The organism is Streptomyces sp. NPDC021080, from assembly GCF_044333225.1.
Lineage (GTDB): Bacteria > Actinomycetota > Actinomycetes > Streptomycetales > Streptomycetaceae > Streptomyces.
Window position 1 is genome coordinate 255,755 of the sequence record NZ_JBIRQM010000015.1, and the last position, 19,020, is coordinate 274,774.

The 19,020-nt window shown below is 72.3% G+C and carries 16 protein-coding genes; 12 read left to right on the forward strand and 4 right to left on the reverse strand.

What is annotated here, in order from left to right; translation table 11 throughout:
- Positions 1 to 276: 276 nt before the first annotated feature.
- Positions 277 to 2,070 carry a hypothetical protein gene (locus ACH4S8_RS33145; protein ID WP_398400676.1) on the forward strand — a complete coding sequence of 598 codons (1,794 nt, stop codon included), beginning with the start codon at positions 277 to 279 and terminating at the stop codon, positions 2,068 to 2,070.
- Positions 2,071 to 2,147: 77 nt separating this feature from the next.
- On the opposite strand, the gene ACH4S8_RS33150 is transcribed toward ACH4S8_RS33145, so the two are convergent.
- A complete protein-coding gene (locus ACH4S8_RS33150; RefSeq protein ID WP_398400678.1) occupies positions 2,148 to 2,987 on the reverse strand; it encodes a hypothetical protein in 840 nt (279 codons plus the stop codon).
- A gap of 125 nt (positions 2,988 to 3,112) precedes the next feature.
- Between ACH4S8_RS33150 and ACH4S8_RS33155 the strand changes: the two genes are divergently transcribed.
- The 4 genes from ACH4S8_RS33155 to ilvD all read left to right on the forward strand — a co-directional run bounded on the left by ACH4S8_RS33155 (position 3,113) and on the right by ilvD (position 8,008).
- Positions 3,113 to 4,045 (forward strand): Ppx/GppA family phosphatase, encoded by a 933-nt coding sequence (locus tag ACH4S8_RS33155; RefSeq protein WP_398400680.1) that lies wholly within the window; start codon positions 3,113 to 3,115, stop codon positions 4,043 to 4,045.
- Between the two features lie 490 nt (positions 4,046 to 4,535).
- Positions 4,536 to 5,360, forward strand: a complete 825-nt coding sequence (locus ACH4S8_RS33160; RefSeq protein WP_398400682.1) for a sugar phosphate isomerase/epimerase family protein — start codon at positions 4,536 to 4,538, stop codon at positions 5,358 to 5,360.
- Positions 5,357 to 5,974, forward strand: coding sequence for a TetR family transcriptional regulator (locus tag ACH4S8_RS33165; RefSeq protein ID WP_398400684.1), 618 nt, complete (start codon positions 5,357 to 5,359; stop codon positions 5,972 to 5,974). Before ACH4S8_RS33160 ends, ACH4S8_RS33165 begins: the two co-directional genes overlap by 4 nt.
- Positions 5,975 to 6,154: 180 nt before the next feature.
- Positions 6,155 to 8,008: a dihydroxy-acid dehydratase gene (ilvD, locus tag ACH4S8_RS33170; protein ID WP_398400686.1), complete on the forward strand. Its 1,854-nt coding sequence runs from the start codon at positions 6,155 to 6,157 to the stop codon at positions 8,006 to 8,008.
- A 68-nt stretch (positions 8,009 to 8,076) separates the two neighbouring features.
- Here the strand turns inward: ilvD and ACH4S8_RS33175 are convergent, their stop codons facing one another.
- Positions 8,077 to 10,251, reverse strand: a complete 2,175-nt coding sequence (locus ACH4S8_RS33175; RefSeq protein WP_398400688.1) for a PQQ-binding-like beta-propeller repeat protein — start codon at positions 10,249 to 10,251, stop codon at positions 8,077 to 8,079.
- 135 nt (positions 10,252 to 10,386) lie between these two features.
- Between ACH4S8_RS33175 and ACH4S8_RS33180 the strand changes: the two genes are divergently transcribed.
- From ACH4S8_RS33180 to ACH4S8_RS33195, 4 genes are all read left to right on the forward strand, one after another.
- Positions 10,387 to 10,707, forward strand: a complete 321-nt coding sequence (locus ACH4S8_RS33180; protein ID WP_398400690.1) for a peptidase — start codon at positions 10,387 to 10,389, stop codon at positions 10,705 to 10,707.
- A 26-nt stretch (positions 10,708 to 10,733) separates the two neighbouring features.
- Complete coding sequence (locus ACH4S8_RS33185; protein ID WP_398400692.1) at positions 10,734 to 11,078, forward strand: hypothetical protein; 345 nt, start codon at positions 10,734 to 10,736, stop codon at positions 11,076 to 11,078.
- A 64-nt stretch (positions 11,079 to 11,142) separates the two neighbouring features.
- Positions 11,143 to 11,640: an EamA/RhaT family transporter gene (locus ACH4S8_RS33190; protein WP_398400694.1), complete on the forward strand. Its 498-nt coding sequence runs from the start codon at positions 11,143 to 11,145 to the stop codon at positions 11,638 to 11,640.
- A 411-nt stretch (positions 11,641 to 12,051) separates the two neighbouring features.
- Complete coding sequence (locus ACH4S8_RS33195; RefSeq protein ID WP_398400733.1) at positions 12,052 to 12,894, forward strand: class I SAM-dependent methyltransferase; 843 nt, start codon at positions 12,052 to 12,054, stop codon at positions 12,892 to 12,894.
- Here ACH4S8_RS33195 and ACH4S8_RS33200 read toward each other — a convergent pair.
- On the reverse strand, positions 12,858 to 14,279 hold the full coding sequence (locus ACH4S8_RS33200; RefSeq protein ID WP_398400696.1) for a SulP family inorganic anion transporter: 1,422 nt from the start codon (positions 14,277 to 14,279) through the stop codon (positions 12,858 to 12,860). The genes ACH4S8_RS33195 and ACH4S8_RS33200 overlap by 37 nt on opposite strands.
- Before the next feature lie 332 nt (positions 14,280 to 14,611).
- On the opposite strand from ACH4S8_RS33200, the gene ACH4S8_RS33205 reads away from it, so the two are divergent.
- The 3 genes from ACH4S8_RS33205 (at position 14,612) to proC (ending at position 17,281) form a co-directional block, all read left to right on the forward strand.
- Complete coding sequence (locus ACH4S8_RS33205) at positions 14,612 to 15,478, forward strand: ABC transporter ATP-binding protein (protein ID WP_398400698.1); 867 nt, start codon at positions 14,612 to 14,614, stop codon at positions 15,476 to 15,478.
- Positions 15,475 to 16,308 carry an ABC transporter permease gene (locus tag ACH4S8_RS33210; RefSeq protein WP_398400700.1) on the forward strand — a complete coding sequence of 278 codons (834 nt, stop codon included), beginning with the start codon at positions 15,475 to 15,477 and terminating at the stop codon, positions 16,306 to 16,308. The genes ACH4S8_RS33205 and ACH4S8_RS33210 overlap by 4 nt, the downstream gene beginning before the upstream one ends.
- Positions 16,309 to 16,471: 163 nt before the next feature.
- The gene (proC, locus tag ACH4S8_RS33215; protein ID WP_103554842.1) at positions 16,472 to 17,281 is read left to right on the forward strand and encodes a pyrroline-5-carboxylate reductase; all 810 of its coding nucleotides are present in this window, start codon (positions 16,472 to 16,474) and stop codon (positions 17,279 to 17,281) included.
- Between the two features lie 123 nt (positions 17,282 to 17,404).
- Here the strand turns inward: proC and trpS are convergent, their stop codons facing one another.
- Positions 17,405 to 18,409 (reverse strand): tryptophan--tRNA ligase, encoded by a 1,005-nt coding sequence (trpS, locus tag ACH4S8_RS33220; RefSeq protein ID WP_398400703.1) that lies wholly within the window; start codon positions 18,407 to 18,409, stop codon positions 17,405 to 17,407.
- Positions 18,410 to 19,020 lie beyond the last annotated feature (611 nt).

Genomic DNA, 19,020 nt, shown 5'->3' on the forward strand with positions numbered 1-19,020 from the left:
CCGGGCGCGTGTCCGCAACCGCGGCGCCCCGGGCCCCGGGGCCCCGCGCCGAGAACCTCCGCCACGAGCCCCCGTGCCCCCTTCCCACCCCCGCGCGACCGGGCCCCGCGCGGCCCGGACCCGTCCCATCTGCCATGGACTGCCATCGCCGCCGGTGACGGCCCAGGCCAGGGCTCAGGGGTTCCTGTCCCCTTATGAGGGATCGTTTCACCCGTACGGATTAAATGTGCTCAAGGGGGAGGAAGCCGCTGGCCCCGGGCACCTACGGTCGCACGGGTGATGAGCAGCAGTCCGGAGACCTCCACGCACACCACCGGCGCACACCGGGCGCACGGAGCCGCGCGCAAACGGGCGGCCGTGCCCCGTGGCGCCGCCCCCCGCGCGCTGGTCCAGCGTCCTCCCGCGCGTTACGAGCCCTACCTGGACGGCCTGTTCACCTACTGCCTGTCCGTACTGTGCGACCACGACGCGGCCACCGCCGCCCTTGGGGACGCCCTCGCGTTCGCCGAGCGGCGCGGCCCGCGCGGCCCGGAGGCCGCCGGCGACCGCAGGGCCTGGCTGTACGCGCTCGCCCGCTGGTCCTGTCTGCGCAAGCTCACGGAAGCCCGGCGCAAGCGGCAGGCGGCCCACGCCTCCGGGCGGCGCACCCCCCACCGCGGCGGCCCCCAGGGAGCATCGGGGGGACCCCGCGAAGGGGCCGCGCCCGACAGCGCGCACAAGGCCGCCGTCGACCGGCGCGCGGCCGAGGCGCTGGCCGCCGCTCCCGTGTCCGAGGAGGTCGAGCACCACCGGCGCCGCGAACTCGCCCGGCTGGCCTGGCCGGAGGCCGCCGGCACCACCCCGGAGCAGCGCGAGGCGCTCGAACTCGCGGTGCGCCACCAGCTCGCCGCCCACGAGGTCGCCGCCGTCCTCGGCATGGACCTCGCCGTGGCGCGCGAGCTGCTCGCCTCCGCCGCCTGCGAGGTCGAGCGCACCCGGGCGGCCCTCGCGGTCGTGGAGACGGGCGCCTGCCCCAGCGTCGCCCGGCTCACCGGCGACAGCCGGCTCGTGCTGAGCTCCACCCTGCGCGGTGAGCTGGTCCGGCACGTCGACGACTGCCCGCGCTGCCGCCGTACCGCCGAGCGCGCGGTCCCCGGCGCCTGGCCCGGCACCAGCGTCACGCCCGCGGCGCTTCCCGTGCTCCGGGCCCCGCACGCGGACCTGTGCACCGCGATGGCGCACGCCCCCCGCGCGCGGGCCAGTGCCCCGCGCTTCGACCGGCGCGGCTTTCCGATGGACCCCAAGGACCATGCCGCCCGGAGGGACCGGCTGCGCGCGCGTGCCGTCACGACGACCATCGTCGCCACCGTCGTCGCCGCCCCCGTGCTCGCCCTGTGGGCCGCCTACCGGGGAGCGCCGCTGACCGGCGAGGGCGTGGACGGCCGCCCGGCCAGCACGAGCGGGGCCCAGGACCCCGAGGGCCTGGACGGCGGGCAGGCGGGCGGCTACGAGAACGCCGGGAACGCCAGCGCGGGACCCGGCTCCCGCTTCGCCGGGGGCGGCTCCTCGGACGTGTCCGTGGAGGTCGTCAGCGCCCGCGGGACGACACCGGGACATCTGGCGGTGGAGGCCGGAACCAGCGGCGACACGACCCTGGTCAAGCTGACCGCGTCCGGCAGCTCCCCGGTCCGCTGGTCCGCGCGCACCGGCGCGGCCTGGCTCTACCTCAGCCGGTCCTCGGGAACGCTCGACCCCGGCGAGTCGCTGACGGTCAAGGTGTACGTCGATCACCTGCGCGAACCGGCCGGCCACTGGACCGCGCGGGTGGCGGTCGCCCCGGCGGGCGCGGTGGTCACGATCACCGGGTACGGAAAGGCCGGCCCGTCCGGTACCGGCGGGAAACCGGACCCCACCGCGAGCGTCCCGACTCCCTCGGAACCGGGTTCCACCCCGGCCGCGACCCCCAGCCAGGATCCGTCCCCGACGCCGGCCGACCCGACGCCGACCCCCACCGGGACGGACTCGTCCTCCCCGGACCCGGGCTCCTCCTCCGCGCCGCCGGACGACACCGGCGACCCGGCCACGCCGTAGGGCCCCGGGCCGACCGGACGTACGCCTCCACCGGACGTACGCCCTCGGACGTACACGCCCCGGGCGCGGACCGGTGCTCAGGCCACCGGATCCGCGGGGTGCGGTGCCAGCAGCGGCAGCTGCGAGGCCAGCCGCTCCTCGCACAGCTGCACCAGACGGTCGTACCCCGCCTTGCCCATCAGCTCGGTCAGCTCCGGACGGTACGAGACGTACACCGGGTCACCGGCGCCGTGTGCCGAGGTCGCCGACGTGCACCACCAGTGCAGGTCGTGGCCGCCCGGTCCCCAGCCGCGGCGGTCGTACTCGCCGATGGAGACCTGCAGCACCCGGGTGTCGTCGGGCCGGTCGATCCATTCGTACGTGCGGCGCACGGGAAGCTGCCAGCAGACGTCCGGCTTGGTCTCCAGCGGCTCGCGCCCCTCCTTGACGGCCAGGATGTGCAGCGAGCAGCCCGCGCCGCCGGCGAAGCCGGGACGGTTCTGGAAGATGCAGGAGCCCTCGTACGGGCGGGTCTGGCGGTCGCCGTCCTCGTCCTCGGACACCCAGCCCGTCTGCACGCCCACGTCGTGGTGCTGCCAGAGCTCCGGCGTGAGCCGGGCCACGTGCCCGGCCACCCGCTTCTCGTCGTCCTCGTCGGAGAAGTGGGCGCCCAGCGTGCAGCAGCCGTCGTCGGCGCGGCCCGCCTGGATGCCCTGGCAGCCGCTCCCGAAGATGCAGTTCCAGCGCGAGGTCAGCCAGGTCAGATCACACCGGAAGACCTGCTCGTCATCGGCCGGGTCAGGGAACTCCACCCACGCGCGAGCGAAGTCCAGCCCCTTCTCGTCGCTCTTCTTCACGGGCTTCCCGGACTTGGTGGCCTTCGCCCGCACAGAGCTCGCGGCCGATTTGTCGGACTTCGCCTTTTTCGTCTTTGGCACGCGTCCAGGGTAAGTCGCTTCGGCCCGCTCCGGGGACGCCTCGGCGACTGCCCGGAGGTCACCGTTCGACGTGGGCTTTCGCCCCGCCCCACGTGAACCGCCGTCCGGGCAGTAGCGTTCCGTACATGAGACTCGGTGTCCTCGACGTTGGTTCGAACACGGTGCATCTGCTGGTGGTGGACGCCCACCCTGGTGCCCGCCCGCTGCCCGCGCACTCGCACAAGGCCGATCTGCGGCTCGCCCAACTGCTCGACGAGAGCGGAGCGATCGGCCCCGAGGGCGTCGACAAGCTCATCGAGACGATTCACGACGCCCTGGAGGCCGCCGAGGACAAGGGCGTCGAGGCCCTGCTGCCGTTCGCGACCTCGGCCGTGCGCGAGGCCAGCAACGCCGACGACGTTCTCGCCCGGGTGCAGGCCGAGACCGATGTCGAGCTGCAGGTCCTCACCGGCGCCGAGGAGGCGCGGCTCACCTTCCTGGCGGCCCGCCGCTGGTTCGGCTGGTCGGCGGGCAAGCTGCTCGGCCTCGACATCGGCGGCGGCTCCCTGGAGATCGCGTACGGCATGGACGAGGAGCCGGACGCGGCGGTGTCGCTGCCGCTCGGCGCCGGCCGGCTGACCGCGGGCTGGCTGCCCACCGACCCGGCGGACCCGGCGGCCGTGCGGGCGCTGCGCCGGCACGTGCGGGCCCAGATCGCCCGGACGGTCGGGGAGTTCAGCCGGTTCGGCGCGCCGGACCATGTGGTCGCCACCTCCAAGACGTTCAAGCAGCTCGCCCGGATAGCCGGTGCCGCGCGTTCCACCGACGGCCTGTACGTGCAGCGCGAGCTCAAGCGCCGCTCCCTGGAGGACTGGGTCCCCCGCCTCGCGTCCATGACGGCCGAGGAACGCGCCGCGCTGCCGGGAGTCTCCCCGGGCCGCTCCGGCCAGCTCCTCGCCGGCGCCCTGGTCGCCGAGGCCGCCATGGACCTGTTCGGCGTGGAAACCCTGGAGATCTGCCCCTGGGCCCTGCGCGAGGGCGTCATCCTGCGCCGCCTGGACCAGATGGCGTCCGAGTAAGAGAGAAGGGAGCGGGGGCTGACCCGGCGCCCCGAAGGGGGGCGCGGGGAACGGCGCGTTCAGCCCCCTGGGAGGGAGGCCGCTGACCGGCCCCGGCCCCGGCCCCGGCCCCGGCGGCGACGGGGCGCCCCCGCTCCGGGCGCAGGGAAACCCCGAGGGGCCAGGCGCCCTGAAGGGGCGCGGGGAACGGCGCGCTCGGCCCCCTGCGGGGGAAGCCGCCGACGGCCCCGGCCCCCGCGGCGAGTGGGCGCCCACGGCCTCCTGGCAGGGCGTGGCATCGATCACAAGCGGATCCCGCCCGGCCGCCCCGGCCGGTTCCGGCCGGAGCCCCACCCCGTCCCCGGCCGGAGGCACGAGCACCCCAGGCAGGAGGGCACGAGCACCCCCCGGCCGGAGGCCGGTCCACCCCCGCCGGGGGCCCACGGCAGGCTCCCGGCCAAGCTCACCGCCCCCCGCCCGACCGCCGTGAGCACCCCGTACCCTGTCCCTCGTGGCAGAACCAGTGGTGCGCATCCCGGATGCGAAGGTCGCGCTGTCCACGGCCTCCGTGTACCCGGAGTCGACCGCGACGGCCTTCGAGATCGCCGCGCGCCTCGGGTACGACGGCGTCGAGGTCATGGTGTGGACCGACCCCGTCAGTCAGGACATCGACGCGCTCCGTCGCCTCAGCGACTACCACCGGATGCCGATCCTCGCCGTTCACGCACCCTGTCTGCTGATCACCCAGCGGGTCTGGTCCACCGACCCGTGGACCAAGCTCCAGCGCGCGAAGGCCGCCGCCGAGAAGCTCGGCGCGAGCACCGTCGTGGTCCACCCCCCGTTCCGCTGGCAACGCCAGTACGCCCGTGACTTCGTCAGCGGGATCTGGCGCATGGCCGACGAGACGGACGTGCGATTCGCCGTCGAGAACATGTACCCGTGGCGTTACCGCGACCGCGAGATGCTCGCGTACGCGCCCGACTGGGACGTGACGAAGGACGACTACCGGCACTTCACGATCGACCTCAGCCACGCCGCGACCGCCCGCACCGACGCCCTGCAGATGATCGACCGCATGGGCGACCGCCTCGGACACGTCCACCTCGCCGACGGCAACGGCTCCAACAAGGACGAGCACCTGGTCCCGGGCCGCGGCACCCAGCCCTGCGCCGAACTCCTGGACCGCCTCGCGCTGTCCGGCTTCGACGGCCATGTCGTCATCGAGGTCAACACCCGCCGGGCGATGTCCAGCGCGGAGCGCGAGGCCGACCTCGCCGAGGCCCTCGCCTTCACCCGGCTCCACCTCGCCTCCGCCGTGAAGGTGCCCCGCGGATGACGGACCCCGCCCCGCGCCGCGGCCGGGGACGTCCCACCCGTACCCAGACGGAGGCGGGCCCCGCCACCCGTGACCGCATCCTGGAGGCGGCCCGCGAGGAGTTCTCCGAGCGCGGCTACGAGAAGACGTCGGTCCGCGGCATCGCCAAGTCCGCCGGCGTGGACTCGGCCCTCGTGCACCACTACTTCGGCACCAAGGAGCAGGTCTTCGAGGCGGCCATCGAGGTCGCCTTCGCCCCGGCGCTCGGCGCACCCGAGAAGATCGTCGAGGGCCCCCTCGACGACGTCGGGGAACGCCTGACCCGCTTCGTCCTCGGCATCTGGGAGAACCCCACGAGCCGTACCCCGCTGCTCGCGATCGTCCGCTCGGCGGTGAACAACGACACCGCGGCCGCCGTCTTCCGCCGTCTCGTCGCCGCCCAGCTGCTGCGCCGCATCGCGGGCCGGCTGGACGTACCGGACGCGGAACTGCGCGCCGAGCTCGCGGCGGCCCAGCTCGTCGGGGTCGCGATGCTGCGGTACGTGATCAAGGTCGAGCCGCTGGCCTCGGTGGAGCTGGAGCGCATCGTGGCCAGAGTCGCGCCCGTGGTGCAGGGGCACCTGGCGAACCCATGAGCGAACGGGGCCGCCGCCGGGCCGGCCTTCCCCCGGCGGACGCCGCCGACGTGCGCGGACGCCGTACGAGGACACCCGCTGGGCGAGACGAATGTCCCGGGATGCGGACAGCCTGTCCGGATCCTGGAGCACCGGCGTACGCTCGACTTCAGTCTTAACTCTCCGAAGGAGCGAGCGACGATGCCCGAGCTGAGGTCCCGCACAGTCACCCACGGCCGCAACATGGCGGGCGCACGCGCCCTGATGCGCGCCTCCGGTGTACCCGGTGCGGACATCGGACGGAAGCCGATCATCGCGGTCGCCAACTCCTTCACGGAGTTCGTGCCCGGTCACACGCACCTCCAGCCCGTCGGCCGGATCGTCAGTGAGGCCATCACGGCCGCCGGCGGCATCGCCCGCGAGTTCAACACGATCGCGGTCGACGACGGCATCGCGATGGGCCACGGCGGCATGCTGTACTCCCTGCCCTCCCGCGACCTGATCGCGGACTCGGTGGAGTACATGGTCGAGGCGCACTGCGCCGACGCCCTGATCTGCATCTCGAACTGCGACAAGATCACGCCCGGCATGCTCATGGCCGCCCTGCGCCTGAACATCCCGACGGTCTTCGTCTCCGGCGGCCCGATGGAGTCCGGCCGCGCCACCCTGGTCGACGGCACGGTCCGCACCCTCGACCTGGTCGACGCGATCTCCGACGCCGTGAACGACAAGATCTCGGACGAGGACATCCTCCGTATCGAGGAGAACGCCTGTCCGACCTGCGGCTCCTGTTCCGGCATGTTCACCGCCAACTCGATGAACTGCCTGACCGAGGCCATCGGCCTGAGCCTGCCCGGCAACGGCTCGATCCTCGCCACCCACACCGCCCGCAGGGGCCTGTACGAGGACGCGGCCCGCACGGTCGTCGACATCACGCGCCGCTACTACGACCAGGACGACGAGTCGGTCCTGCCGCGCAACATCGCCACCCACGCGGCCTTCGAGAACGCCATGGCCCTCGACATCGCCATGGGCGGCTCCACCAACACGATCCTGCACCTGCTGGCCGCCGCCCAGGAGGCGGGCGTCCCCTTCGGCCTGGACGAGATCAACGACGTCTCGCGCCGGGTGCCGTGCCTGGCCAAGGTCGCCCCGAACGTGGCCAAGGACCGCACGTACTACATGGAGGACGTGCACCGCGCCGGCGGCATCCCGGCCCTCCTCGGCGAACTGCACCGCGCGGGCCTGCTCAACGAGGACGTCCACTCCGTCCACAGCCCGTCCCTCTCCGACTGGCTGAAGACCTGGGACGTGCGCGCCGGCTCCCCCTCGCCCGAGGCGGTCGAGCTGTGGCACGCGGCCCCCGGCTGCGTCCGCTCCTCCGAGGCGTTCTCCCAGTCCGAGCGCTGGGAGGCGCTCGACGAGGACGCCGAGGGCGGCTGCATCCGCTCCGCCGAGCACGCCTACTCCAAGGACGGCGGCCTCGCGGTCCTCAAGGGCAACCTCGCCGTCGACGGCTGCGTCGTGAAGACGGCCGGCGTCGACGAGTCCATCTGGACCTTCGAGGGCCCGGCGGTCGTCTGCGAGTCCCAGGACGAGGCCGTCGACAAGATCCTCAAGAAGCAGATCACGCACGGCGACGTCGTCGTCATCCGCTACGAGGGCCCCAAGGGCGGCCCCGGCATGCAGGAGATGCTCTACCCGACCTCGTTCCTCAAGGGCCGCGGCCTCGGCAAGACCTGCGCCCTGATCACCGACGGCCGCTTCTCCGGCGGGACGTCGGGCCTGTCGATCGGCCACGCGTCCCCGGAGGCCGCGTCCGGCGGCACCATCGCCCTCGTCCGGGACGGCGACCGCATCCGCATCGACATCCCGAACCGCTCGATCGAACTGCTCGTGTCCGACGAGGAGTTGGCGACCCGCCGCGACGCCCTGAACGGCGTCTACGCCCCCGTGAACCGCGAGCGCAAGGTGACGGCCGCCCTGCGCGCCTACGCGGCGATGGCGACGAGCGCGGACAAGGGCGCGGTGCGCGACGTCTCGAAGCTGGGCTGACCGTCCCGGCGCCGTTCCGCCGAATCCACGTGAAGGGGCCGCCCCGGCCGGGGCGGCCCCTTCACGTCTCACCAACTCGAGGGATCCCGCCCGTCGACCGCGAAGAGGGAGCCGTCGGGGGCGGTGGCGTAGACGTGGGTGCCGGCGGTGAGGGGGGCCGGGAGTGTGCTGACGAGTGAACCCCTGTCGCTCCCCGGTCGTGCCTTCGTCTGGCCGAGCAGTGCACCCCGGTCGGTGTCGACCGCGATCAGGCGCCCGTCCACGGCGGTGAGGTAGAGCCGACGCCCGACCGCGGTGGGGGCCGACGCCTTGCTGACGGACGTCTCCACCCGCCACAGCTGCTTCGACGTCCTCGTGTTCACGGCGACCAGCGAACCGTCGCTCCCCAGCAGATAAGCCGCGTCTCCCTGTACGGCCACCTGCGCCTGGGCCTGCGGGATGCGCAGCGCGGTGCGGTGGATCCTGCGGTTCGCCACGTCGTAGCGCAGTACGGCATCCGTGTACTGGTCGATGGTCGACGAGGTGAACCAGACCGTTCGGTCGTGGGCGGCCACGATGCCCAGCTGTCCGTTCATGGTCCGTTGCCAGCTCGTGGCACCGGTCTTCGGGTCCACGGCGGCCACCCGGGTCGTGGACAGCGTGGGTGTCGAGGTCGCGTAGGAGACCCCGTCCCCGAACGACTGGAACTGGGGGAGCCTCATCCCCGGGACGGAGTGACGCCACGCCTCCTTGCCGGTGGCGGCGTCCAGCGCGACGACCTCGGAGTCGGGTCCGGTGAGCAGGACCATGCCGGCGACGTGGGCGACACGGCCGTCGTAGCGCTCGACGTCCTTGCTCCAGCGCGTCGCGCCCGTGGTGGGGTCGAGCGCGCTCAGCCGGTGCCCGTCCCCGCGCTCGACCAGCAGGAGGCCGCCGGAGAGGACCGGGGCCGGGATGGAGTAGGTGCTGGTGTTCCCCGCGTCGCTCCGGGACCACAGCACCTTGCCGTCGTCCGGATCGATCGCCGCGGCGAGCACGCCGGGCCGGACGCACAGCAAGGCTCGGGGCGTGTCCGTGCACCGTGGCTGGCCTCCGGCTCTGGAGCCGGGAGCCTTCAGGTCGAGATTCCAGGGCCGAAAGGCGTTGCCGGACGGGGGAGCGGTGTGGTGTTCCGCCGCCGGGCTCTGCGACCCGCCGGGGAGACCGAAGGCGCCGACGACGCCGGCGGCGACGGCGAGCCCGGCAGCCACGACGAGCGCGGGCAGGCGCCGGCGTCGTCCGTCCCTCTGCAGCCCGTCCCTCTTTCGGGCAGCCACATGGGTACGGTCTTCGGCGCCCTCCGGCCGCTCGTGCCGCGGACGCTGCTTTCGCTCTGGCGGTACGGACTTCCCGCTGTCGGTGCGCTGTTCGGGAATGAAAGCCCGCGTGTCGTACGAGGCCGAGACCGAGCGCAGCGCGGTCATCAGCTCGTCCGGAGTGGGCCGGTCCTCGGGCTCCTTGGCGAGGCAGCGCGCGACCAGGTCGAGCAGTTCCTCCGGCACGCCCGTCAAGTCCGGCTCGTCGTGCACGACTTGGTAGGCGACCAGATAGGGACTGTCCGAGTCGAAGGGCCCGCTCCCGGTGGCCGCGTGCACGATCACCGACCCGAGCGCGAACACGTCCGCGGCCGGGCCGACATGCCGTGGTCTGCTGAACTGCTCCGGCGCCATGAACGGCGGAGTGCCGATCAACTTGCCCGTTTCTGTGCGCAGTTCACTGTCGGCGGGGCGTGAGATGCCGAAGTCGATGACTTTCGGCCCGTCCTCCGCCAGCAGGACGTTGCTGGGTTTGAGGTCGCGGTGGACGACACCGGCCCGGTGGATGTCCCGCAGGGCTTCGGCGAGTCCGGCCATCAGATGGCGCAGCCGTTCGGTGGACAGTGCGCCGTTCCGCTTCACATGCTCGGCGAGCGTCGGCCCCGGGATGAACAGCGTTGCCATCCAAGGGTGTTCGGCCTCGGGATCGGCGTCCACCACGGGCGCGGTGAAGGCACCGCTGACCCGGCGCGCGGCCGCCACCTCCTGGCGGAACCGCCCCCGGAACTCGGGATCTTGGGAGAACTCGGCGTGCACGACCTTGACGGCCAGCCGCAACCCGGAGGCGGACCGCGCCAGACGCACGATTCCCATGCCACCGGAGCCCAGTCTCGCCTCCAGCAGGTACTGCCCGGCATAGCGCGGATGTTCCGCTTCCGAGTCCGTACCGGTGCTGCGCTGTGGCGGCATCACTCACCCCCGTGGGATCGACCGCATGCGCGACGCGCAGAGCCTAGTCGATCCTTCGTACGAAACCTCGACGGCTTGCTAGCCTCCTCACGCAGTTTGAATTTGGCGTGAACCAATCAACGGGGGGAATTCGATATGGCCACGGAAGACATCGTGATCACAGGCGCGGCGGAGGCCGCGGACGAGATGTCGCCCACCGCGCAGGCGCTGCGCACCTATCCGCTCGCGCCGGGCCACAACGTCAATGTCCGCAGCGGCCCGGGAACCCACTTCAGCGTCGTCCGGACCCTGCCGGCGGGCTCGCGCGTCCCGATCTACTGCCAGTGCCCGGGCGAGTCCGTCGCCGGCCCGTACGGGACGAGCAGCATCTGGGACAACATCGCCAACGGCCAGTTCGTGGCGGACGCGTACGTGCAGACAGGCAGCGACGGCTACGTCGCGCCGAAGTGTTCCTGACGTCGAAAGAAACGAAGGGAACCGCAATGAAGATCACGTCCGGTGGACGGGCAACGCTGGTCGGAGGGTTCGCCGCCGCGCTCCTGACGGTGGTGGGGGCTGCGCCCCAGGCATCGGCGGACGTCCGTACGTATCCGCTCGCACCTGGCGTCAGCGTCAACGTCCGCAGCGGGCCTGGCGCGCACTACCCCATCATCCGCACGATCCCGGCGGGTTCCAGCGTCCCGATCCGCTGCCAGTGCCAGGGCGAGTCGGTCAACGGCTACTACGGGACCTCGACCATCTGGGACAACATCGCCAACGGGCAATTCGTCTCGGACGCGTACGTGCACACGGGCAGTGACGGTTACATAGCCGCGGAGTGCAGCTGACCGGTGCCCCGCCCCCGAGCACCCGGGGCGATGCCGGAACCGTCGCCAGGGCGATAATCGTCGGGTGAGCGACGAGACCAGCACCGGAACCGGCACCCCCGCGGGGCCCCAGCCCGAGCCCCTGCGTTTCTTCGGGACGACCTGGGTGGAGCACGACGGCGGCTACACCGGCCGCCGGATCGGCGTGGCCGTCGGCTCGCCGGCCGCCGCGGTGGCCGCCTGCTTCGTGCTCCGCTTCGCCTATCAGGGCCTGGCCATCGCGGACGTGGGAACACCCGTGACCGTGATGGTCGTGGTGATGTTCGCGGTGTGCACCGCCCTCGCGTTCGGCCACACCTGGGAGTCCTTCTCCAAGCGCCCCGACCCCGACCGCCAGGCATCCCTGCGCGGCCTCCTCGCCATCGGTTTCGTCGGCTCCCTCCTCGCCTACTGCATCCGCTCGCTCACCGAGGCCCCGGGCGAGAAGCTCCACCGCGAGGAGTACGAGGCGGCGAGGGAGCAGTACACCCGCCGCACCACTCGCCGAGCCGGCAACCCCGCGAAGAAGCGCCGCCGCGCCTGACCGGCCTCTGGCCACACCCAAGCCACGACGCACCCGCAGCCGGGATCCGGCGGAGGGGCCGCCTGGCGCCACCGCGACGCACCCGCAGTCGAGTACGCGCGGGAGGGACCGCCTGGCGCCACCACGACGCACCCGTAGTCGGGATCCGGCGGAGGGGCCGCCTGGCGCCACCACGACGCACCCGCTGTCGGCCGCGCGCGGGAGGGGCCGTGCCGGTACATCAGATGCCCGCAGGCCGGACGGATCGTCACCCGCGTCCATGTCTCGACGCCGGTGGGATCCGTTCGGATGCGGGCGGATGTACCGGCGCGGCCCCGACCCCCCACCGGCCGACACCGCGAACCCGAGGCGCGGCAGAAAACCCCCTACCCCCGCCCCGCACCGCCCGCGATCATGACCCCCATGACCCCCATGACGCCTTCCTCGTCGCCCTCGCCCTCGACCTCGTCCTCACCCTCCACCCCTCCGGAAACCACCCTGCACGCCGCGCGCGCCCACTCCTTCAATGCCGCCGCGGCGCAGTACGCCGCCAACCGCCCCTCGTACCCACCCGCGCTCCTCGACGCGGTCGAAGACCTCGCGGGCCGGTCCCTGAGCGGTGCCGGGGTCGCCGACGTGGGGGCGGGCACCGGCATCTCGACCGGACTGCTGCACGACCGCGGCGCGGACGTCCTCGCCGTGGAACCCGGCCCCGGCATGGCCGCCGAGTTCCGCCGCGTCCACCCGGGCATCCCGATCGTGCGGGGCAGCGGCGACGCCCTGCCCCTCGCCGACGCCTCCATGGACTTCCTCACCTACGCCCAGTCCTGGCACTGGACCGAGCCGCGCCGCTCGGTGCCGGAGGCGGTGCGCGTGCTGCGTCCCGGCGGGGCGCTGGCCCTGTGGTGGAACACCGAGGCACTGGACGTCCCGTGGATCGAGGCGGCGGCCCGGCGCGCCGAACGCTTCCTCGGCCTGGACGAGAAGGACCGGAAGGCGGAGAAGAGCCCCGGTTCCGCCCGCCCCGAACACTTCCTGGCAGCCGACCCCACCGGCACCCTCTCCTTCGCCCACCGCCAGGTCCGCTGGAGCCGGCACGTCCCGGTGGACACCCGGCTCGCCAACGTCGGCAGCCACTCGCAGTTCCTGGTCCTCGGCGAGGAGGCCACCGGGGCGTTCTTCGCCGAGGAACGGGACCACCTCCTCCAGGCCTTCCCGGAAGGGTTCGTGGAGGAGACCTACGTCGTGGAGCTGCTGGTGGCGATCCGTTCGTGACCCCGCCCGGCGGCCCACGCGTCGAGGGCCGCCGCACACGCGTGATCCACGTGCCGCAGCCCGCCCAGCTCCAGCCGTACGACACGGTCGTGGGGCAGCGCCTCCAAGGCGTCCAGCAGCTTCGGCAGTCGCAGGAACGTGGCGTTGCCGACCACCCGTACGACCATGCCCGCGGCGCCCCGGTCCTCGGTTTCCACGTGCACATGACTGATGTCCCAGGCGGTCTTGGCCACGGCGAGGGCGAGCCCGACCAGCACCCCCTCGAACAGGTTCCCCACCACGATCGCCACCGCGGTCACCGCGAGCACGGCCACCTCACCGCGATGCCCGCGCCACAGCGTCCGCACCTCCCGCACCGGCACGAGCTTGCACCCTGCGTGCACCAGCAGCCCCGCCAGCGCCGCCACCGGAATCAGCCCGAGCACCGCGGGCACCACGGCCGTGAAGAGCAGCAGCCACACCCCGTGCAGCACCCGCGACGCCTTGGTCTGCGCCCCGGCGTGCACGTTGGCCGCGCTCCGCACGATCACGGCGGTCATCGGCAGCGCCCCGAGCATCCCGCACACCGTGTTCCCGGCGCCCTGCGCGATGAGCTCCCGGTCGTAGTCGGTGCGCGGCCCCCGGTGCAGCCGGTCCACCGCCGCCGCGCTGAACAACGACTCCGCCGACGCGATCAGCGCGAACGCCAGGACGGTCCCGATCACGCCCACTTCCGTGAGCCGGCCCAGATCCGCGGCGGCCGGCGGCCGCACGGCGTCGAACAGCCCCTGGACCTCGACCCGTCGCACCGCGAGATCGAAGGCCCCGGTCACGGCCGAGGCGAGCGCCACCGCCAGCAGCGGCGCCGGCACCACCCGCGCGCCCCGACGCCAGCGCGGCCACAGCAGCAGTACGGCCACGGTGGCCCCGCCGATCGCCAGCGCCACGGGATCGGCGGCACCGGCCAGCGACACGAGCCCGGCGATCTTCCCGGGCCCGCCGGAAGGCGCGGCCGTGTCGCCCATGGCGTACACCTGACCCGCGATCAGCACGAGCCCGATCCCGGCGAGCATGCCCTGCACGACGGCCACGGACACGGCCCGGAACCACCGCCCGAGCCGGAGGAGTCCGAGCCCGAGCTGCACGAGCCCGGCCCCGAGCACCAGCACGCCCAGCGCGTGGACGCCGTACGACCGCACCGCCTCGTACACCAGCACGGTCAGCCCGGCCGCGGGCCCGCTCACCTGCAGGCTGCTTCCGGGCAGAGTCCCGGCGACCAGCCCACCGACGATTCCGGTCACCAGCCCCAGCTCGGCGGGCACACCGGACGCTATGGCGACCCCGACACACAGGGGCAGCGCCACCAGAAAGACGACGAGGGACGCGAACAGATCTGCCTTGCGCATCACGACAGCACCTCCGGTCGACAGCGGGAGATGCGTGGGTGCCGTGCCGGGGGAGGGCACGACGGACCTGGCGCCACGGCACGGAACCGTTTCGCACATTGAAATCCATTGTCAGGTAAGCCGGTTGATCGCGCAGCCCCTCCGGGCCGGTGTCACGCGAACGCGGGAGCGCGTGCATCGGCGACGCCGCGGACGATCCCGTTCCGTTCACGCCGCCGCGCGCCTGCGCCGCCTGATGCTCCGGGACCCGGCGCCCCGGCCGTCCGGCCTCGAGGCCGGTACCGCGTGGCCCTTGACCGGCGTACCTCCACGGGAGGAATATTCATCGAGTGATGATTATTCGTCCACGTCCGCCCGACCCCACAGGAACACCCGTGCCCCTTTCCCCGCCCGCCGTCCGCGCCGAAGGCCTCACGGTCGTCCGCGGCACCCGCACCGTCCTGCACGGACTCGACTTCACCGTCCCGCGCGGCCAGATCACCGGTCTGCTCGGCCCTTCAGGCTGCGGAAAGTCCACCCTGATGCGCGCGACCGTCGGCACCCAGGCCAAGGTCGGCGGCACCCTCGAAGTCCTCGGCCTCCCCGCCGGCGACGCCGCACTGCGCTCCCGCATCGGATACGTCACCCAGGCGCCCTCCGTCTACGACGACCTGACCGTCCGCCAGAACCTCGACTACTTCGCCGCGATCCTCGACCCCGGACGGGCCGCCGCCGAACGTCGCCACGCGGATGTCACCCGGGTCATCGGCGACGTCGACCTCGCCTCCCACACCGACGCCCTCGCCGGCAACCTCTCGGGCGGCCAGCGCAGCCGCGTCTCCCTCGCCGTCGCCCTCCTCGGAGCCCCGGAACTCCTCGTCCTCGACGAACCGACCGTCGGCCTCGACCCCGTCCTGCGCCGCGACCTGTGGAATCTCTTCCACGCCATCGCCGAGGAGCGCGGCACGACCCTCCTGATCTCCTCCCACGTCATGGACGAAGCCGAGCGCTGCCACCGGCTCCTCCTGATGCGCGAAGGCGGGATCCTCGCCGACGACACCCCCGAGGCACTCCGCGAACGGACCGCTTCGGACACCGTCGAAGCCGCCTTCCTCCACCTCGTGGACGAAGCGGTCGCGGCCGCGCGGCAGCCCGCGCCGGCCACGGCCGCGAAGTCCCCCGCCACCGGCTCCGACTCCCGCGAGGAGACCGCACGATGAGTTCCACCGCGGCCACCAGCCCCACCCCGCCCGCCGCACCCGAGACCTCCGGCACCCCGGGACAGCCGGCACCGGCGTCCCGCCCGAGCGCGCTGAACATCTCCCGGACGACGGCCACCGCGGCCCGCGCCCTGCGTCAGCTCCGGCACGACCCGCGCACCATCGCGCTGATGATCCTCGTCCCCTGCGTGATGCTGGTCCTGCTCCGCTACGTCTTCGACGGCAGCCCGGGCACCTTCGACTCCATCGGCGCGTCCCTCCTCGGGATCTTCCCGCTGATCACGATGTTCCTGGTGACCTCGATCGCGACCCTGCGCGAGCGCACCTCCGGCACCCTCGAACGCCTCCTCGCCATGCCGCTCGGCAAAGGCGACCTGATCGCCGGCTACGCCCTCGCCTTCGGTGCCATCGCCATCGTCCAGTCGGCCCTGGCCACCGGACTCGCGGTCTGGGCCCTCGGCCTGGACGTCACCGGCTCCCCCTGGCTCCTCCTGCTGGTCGCCCTCCTTGACGCCCTGCTCGGAACGGCGCTCGGCCTGTTCGTGTCGGCTTTCGCCGCCTCCGAGTTCCAGGCCGTCCAGTTCATGCCGGCGGTGATCTTCCCGCAGCTCCTCCTCTGCGGCCTGTTCACCCCGCGCTCCGACATGCACCCCGTCCTGGAGGCCATCTCCGACGTCCTCCCCATGTCGTACGCGGTCGACGCCATGAACGAGGTCCTCAAGCACACCGACATGACCACGGCCTTCGTGCGCGATGTCCTGATCGTCGCCGGGAGCGCGCTGCTGGTCCTGGGGCTCGGCGCGGCGACCCTGCGCCGCAGGACGCCGTAGTGAGCCGTAGTACGAGGTAGTACGGCGCGAGGACCCGCAGGATTCCGCGGCGGTGGGCGGACGGGCCGGTTTCCCGTCCGCCCACCGGACATCCCACCCGCCCCCATGATCCCGGTGGGAGGATGAACGCGGACGACTCAACCCTCGGAGGGCACCCGCAACCATGCCTCAGAAAGTCGCAGTCCTCGGCACCGGCAAGATCGGTGAAGCCCTGCTCAGCGGAATGATCCGGGCCGGCTGGGCCCCCACCGACCTCCTGGTCACCGCCCGCCGCCCGGAGCGGGCCAGAGAACTCCAGGAACGCCACGGAGTCACCCCGGTCTCCAACGCGGAAGCGGCGAAGACCGCCGACACCCTGATCCTCACGGTCAAGCCCCAGGACATGGGCGCCCTCCTGGACGAACTCGCCCCGCACATCCCCGCCGACCGCCTGATCATCAGCGGCGCGGCGGGCATCCCGACCTCCTTCTTCGAGGAGCGTCTGGCCCCGGGCACCCCCGTCGTGCGGGTCATGACGAACACCCCCGCCCTCGTCGACGAGGCCATGTCCGTCATCTCCGCCGGGAGCCACGCCACCGCGGAGCACGTGGCCTACGCCGAGGAGGTCTTCGGCGCCGTCGGCAAGACCCTTCTCGTCCCCGAGTCGCAGCAGGACGCCTGCACCGCCCTCTCCGGTTCGGGACCGGCGTACTTCTTCTACCTGGTCGAGGCCATGACGGACGCGGGCATCCTGCTCGGCCTGCCCCGCGACAAGGCCCACGACCTGATCGTCCAGTCCGCGATCGGTGCCGCCGTGATGCTCCGCGACAGCGGCGAACACCCGGTCAAGCTCCGCGAGAACGTCACCTCTCCCGCGGGCACCACGATCAACGCGATCCGCGAACTCGAGAACCACGGCGTACGCGCGGCACTCATCGCGGCACTGGAAGCGGCCCGCGACCGCAGCCGCGAACTCGCCTCCGGCAACAGCTGACGCGCTCACCCCGCTCCGACCGGCCCTCGGCACCGAGCCGTCCTCGGTGCCGAGCCGTCGTCGGTGCCGAGCCGTCGTCGGTACCGAGGACCGGTCCGGTGCCGAGGGCGACCGCGGGTCCGGCTATCCGTCCGAAGGCGCCAGCAGGCCGATGGCCTCGTACGCCGAATCCACCGTCGGCCGCGCCATCTCCCTGGCCCGCCGCGCGCCGCCCCGCAACACCCCCTCCACATACGAGGGATCCGCGCACAACTGCTTGTGCCTCTCCTGGACAGGCCTGAGGAGCTCGACCACGGCGTCGGCGGTGTCCTTCTTCAAAGCGCCGTACGACGCGTACGCACCGCTCAGGGCCGTGGGGTCCCCGCCCTCGCAGGCCGCGAGGATCTCCAGAAGATTCGAGACTCCGGGCCGCTCCTCCGGGTCGTAAGCGACGTCCTGCCCGCTGTCCGTCACCGCGCGCATGATCTTCTTCCGTACGGTGTCCGGCTCGTCGAGCAGATAGACGACACCGGGTCCGACGTCGTCGCTCTTCCCCATCTTGGACGTCGGCTCCTGGAGGTTCATGACCCGCGCCGCGACCTCCGGCCGGGTCGCCCGGGGCACCGTGAACGTATGCCCGTACCGCTGGTTGAACCGCACGGCCAGATCCCGGGTCAGCTCGACATGCTGCGTCTGGTCGTCCCCGACCGGTACCTCGTCGGTGCCGTACGCCAGGATGTCGGCCGCCATCAGCACGGGATACGTCAGCAACGACAGCCGCACACTCCCACCGCGCCTCCGCTCCAGCGCGGCCTTCTCCTTGTACTGGACCATCCGCCGCATCTCGCCGTCGGTCGCGACGCACTCCAGCAGGTACGACAGCCGCGCGTGCTCGTCCACATGACTCTGTACGAACACGGTGCACAGCTCGGGATCGAGCCCCGAGGCCAGCAGCAAGGTCGCGGCCTGCCTGCTGAGCCTGCGGACCCGCCCCGGATCGTGGTCCACGGTCAGCGCGTGCAGATCGACGATGCAGAACAGGGCCTCGGCCCGGTGCTGGTCGACCCCGGCCCAGCGGCGTACGGCGCCCAGATAGTTCCCCAGCGTCAGATGCCCGGTCGGCTTGACCCCGCTGAAGATCCGCGTCATCTCTCAACCTCCTGGTCGAGGCCGCCGCGTTCGCCGGCCCGCTCCCCAGGAGGAACACAAAAACGGCCGCCGAGGCGGCGGCCGTTGGGTACATACGTGTGTACGGCCGCCGTCAGGCGGCCCACCACTGCTGGGGACACGTACGCGTAGTCATGGACGTCAGCGTACGCCTCGGGTGGCCTGTCCGGACCGCAGTTGACACGACTCCTGCCCGTCCGTAGTGTTCTCCGAGTTGTCCGACGTGAGCGTCGACTCCGGTCGGTCCCCGGACAGCCATTCCGCACCATCATTCAACGATCGACGACTCGTCGTCGGCTCGTTTTCATGCGTGTTTGCGAAATGAGGATTCCGCGTTCGAAAGGACGCCCCCGATTAGCTCGGGAGCCAGGGATCCGCTAATGTCTCACTCGTCGGAACGGCCCAACGGCCGGGAAGGCAAATCCCGCTGACTGGGAGTCAGGCCCGAAAGGATCTGATAGAGTCGGACTCGCCGGAAAGGGAAACGCGGAAGCGGGAACCTGGAAAGCACCGAGGAAATCGGATACGGAAACGGTCTGATAGAGTCGGAAACGCAAGACCGAAGGGAAGCGCCCGGAGGAAAGCCCGAGAGG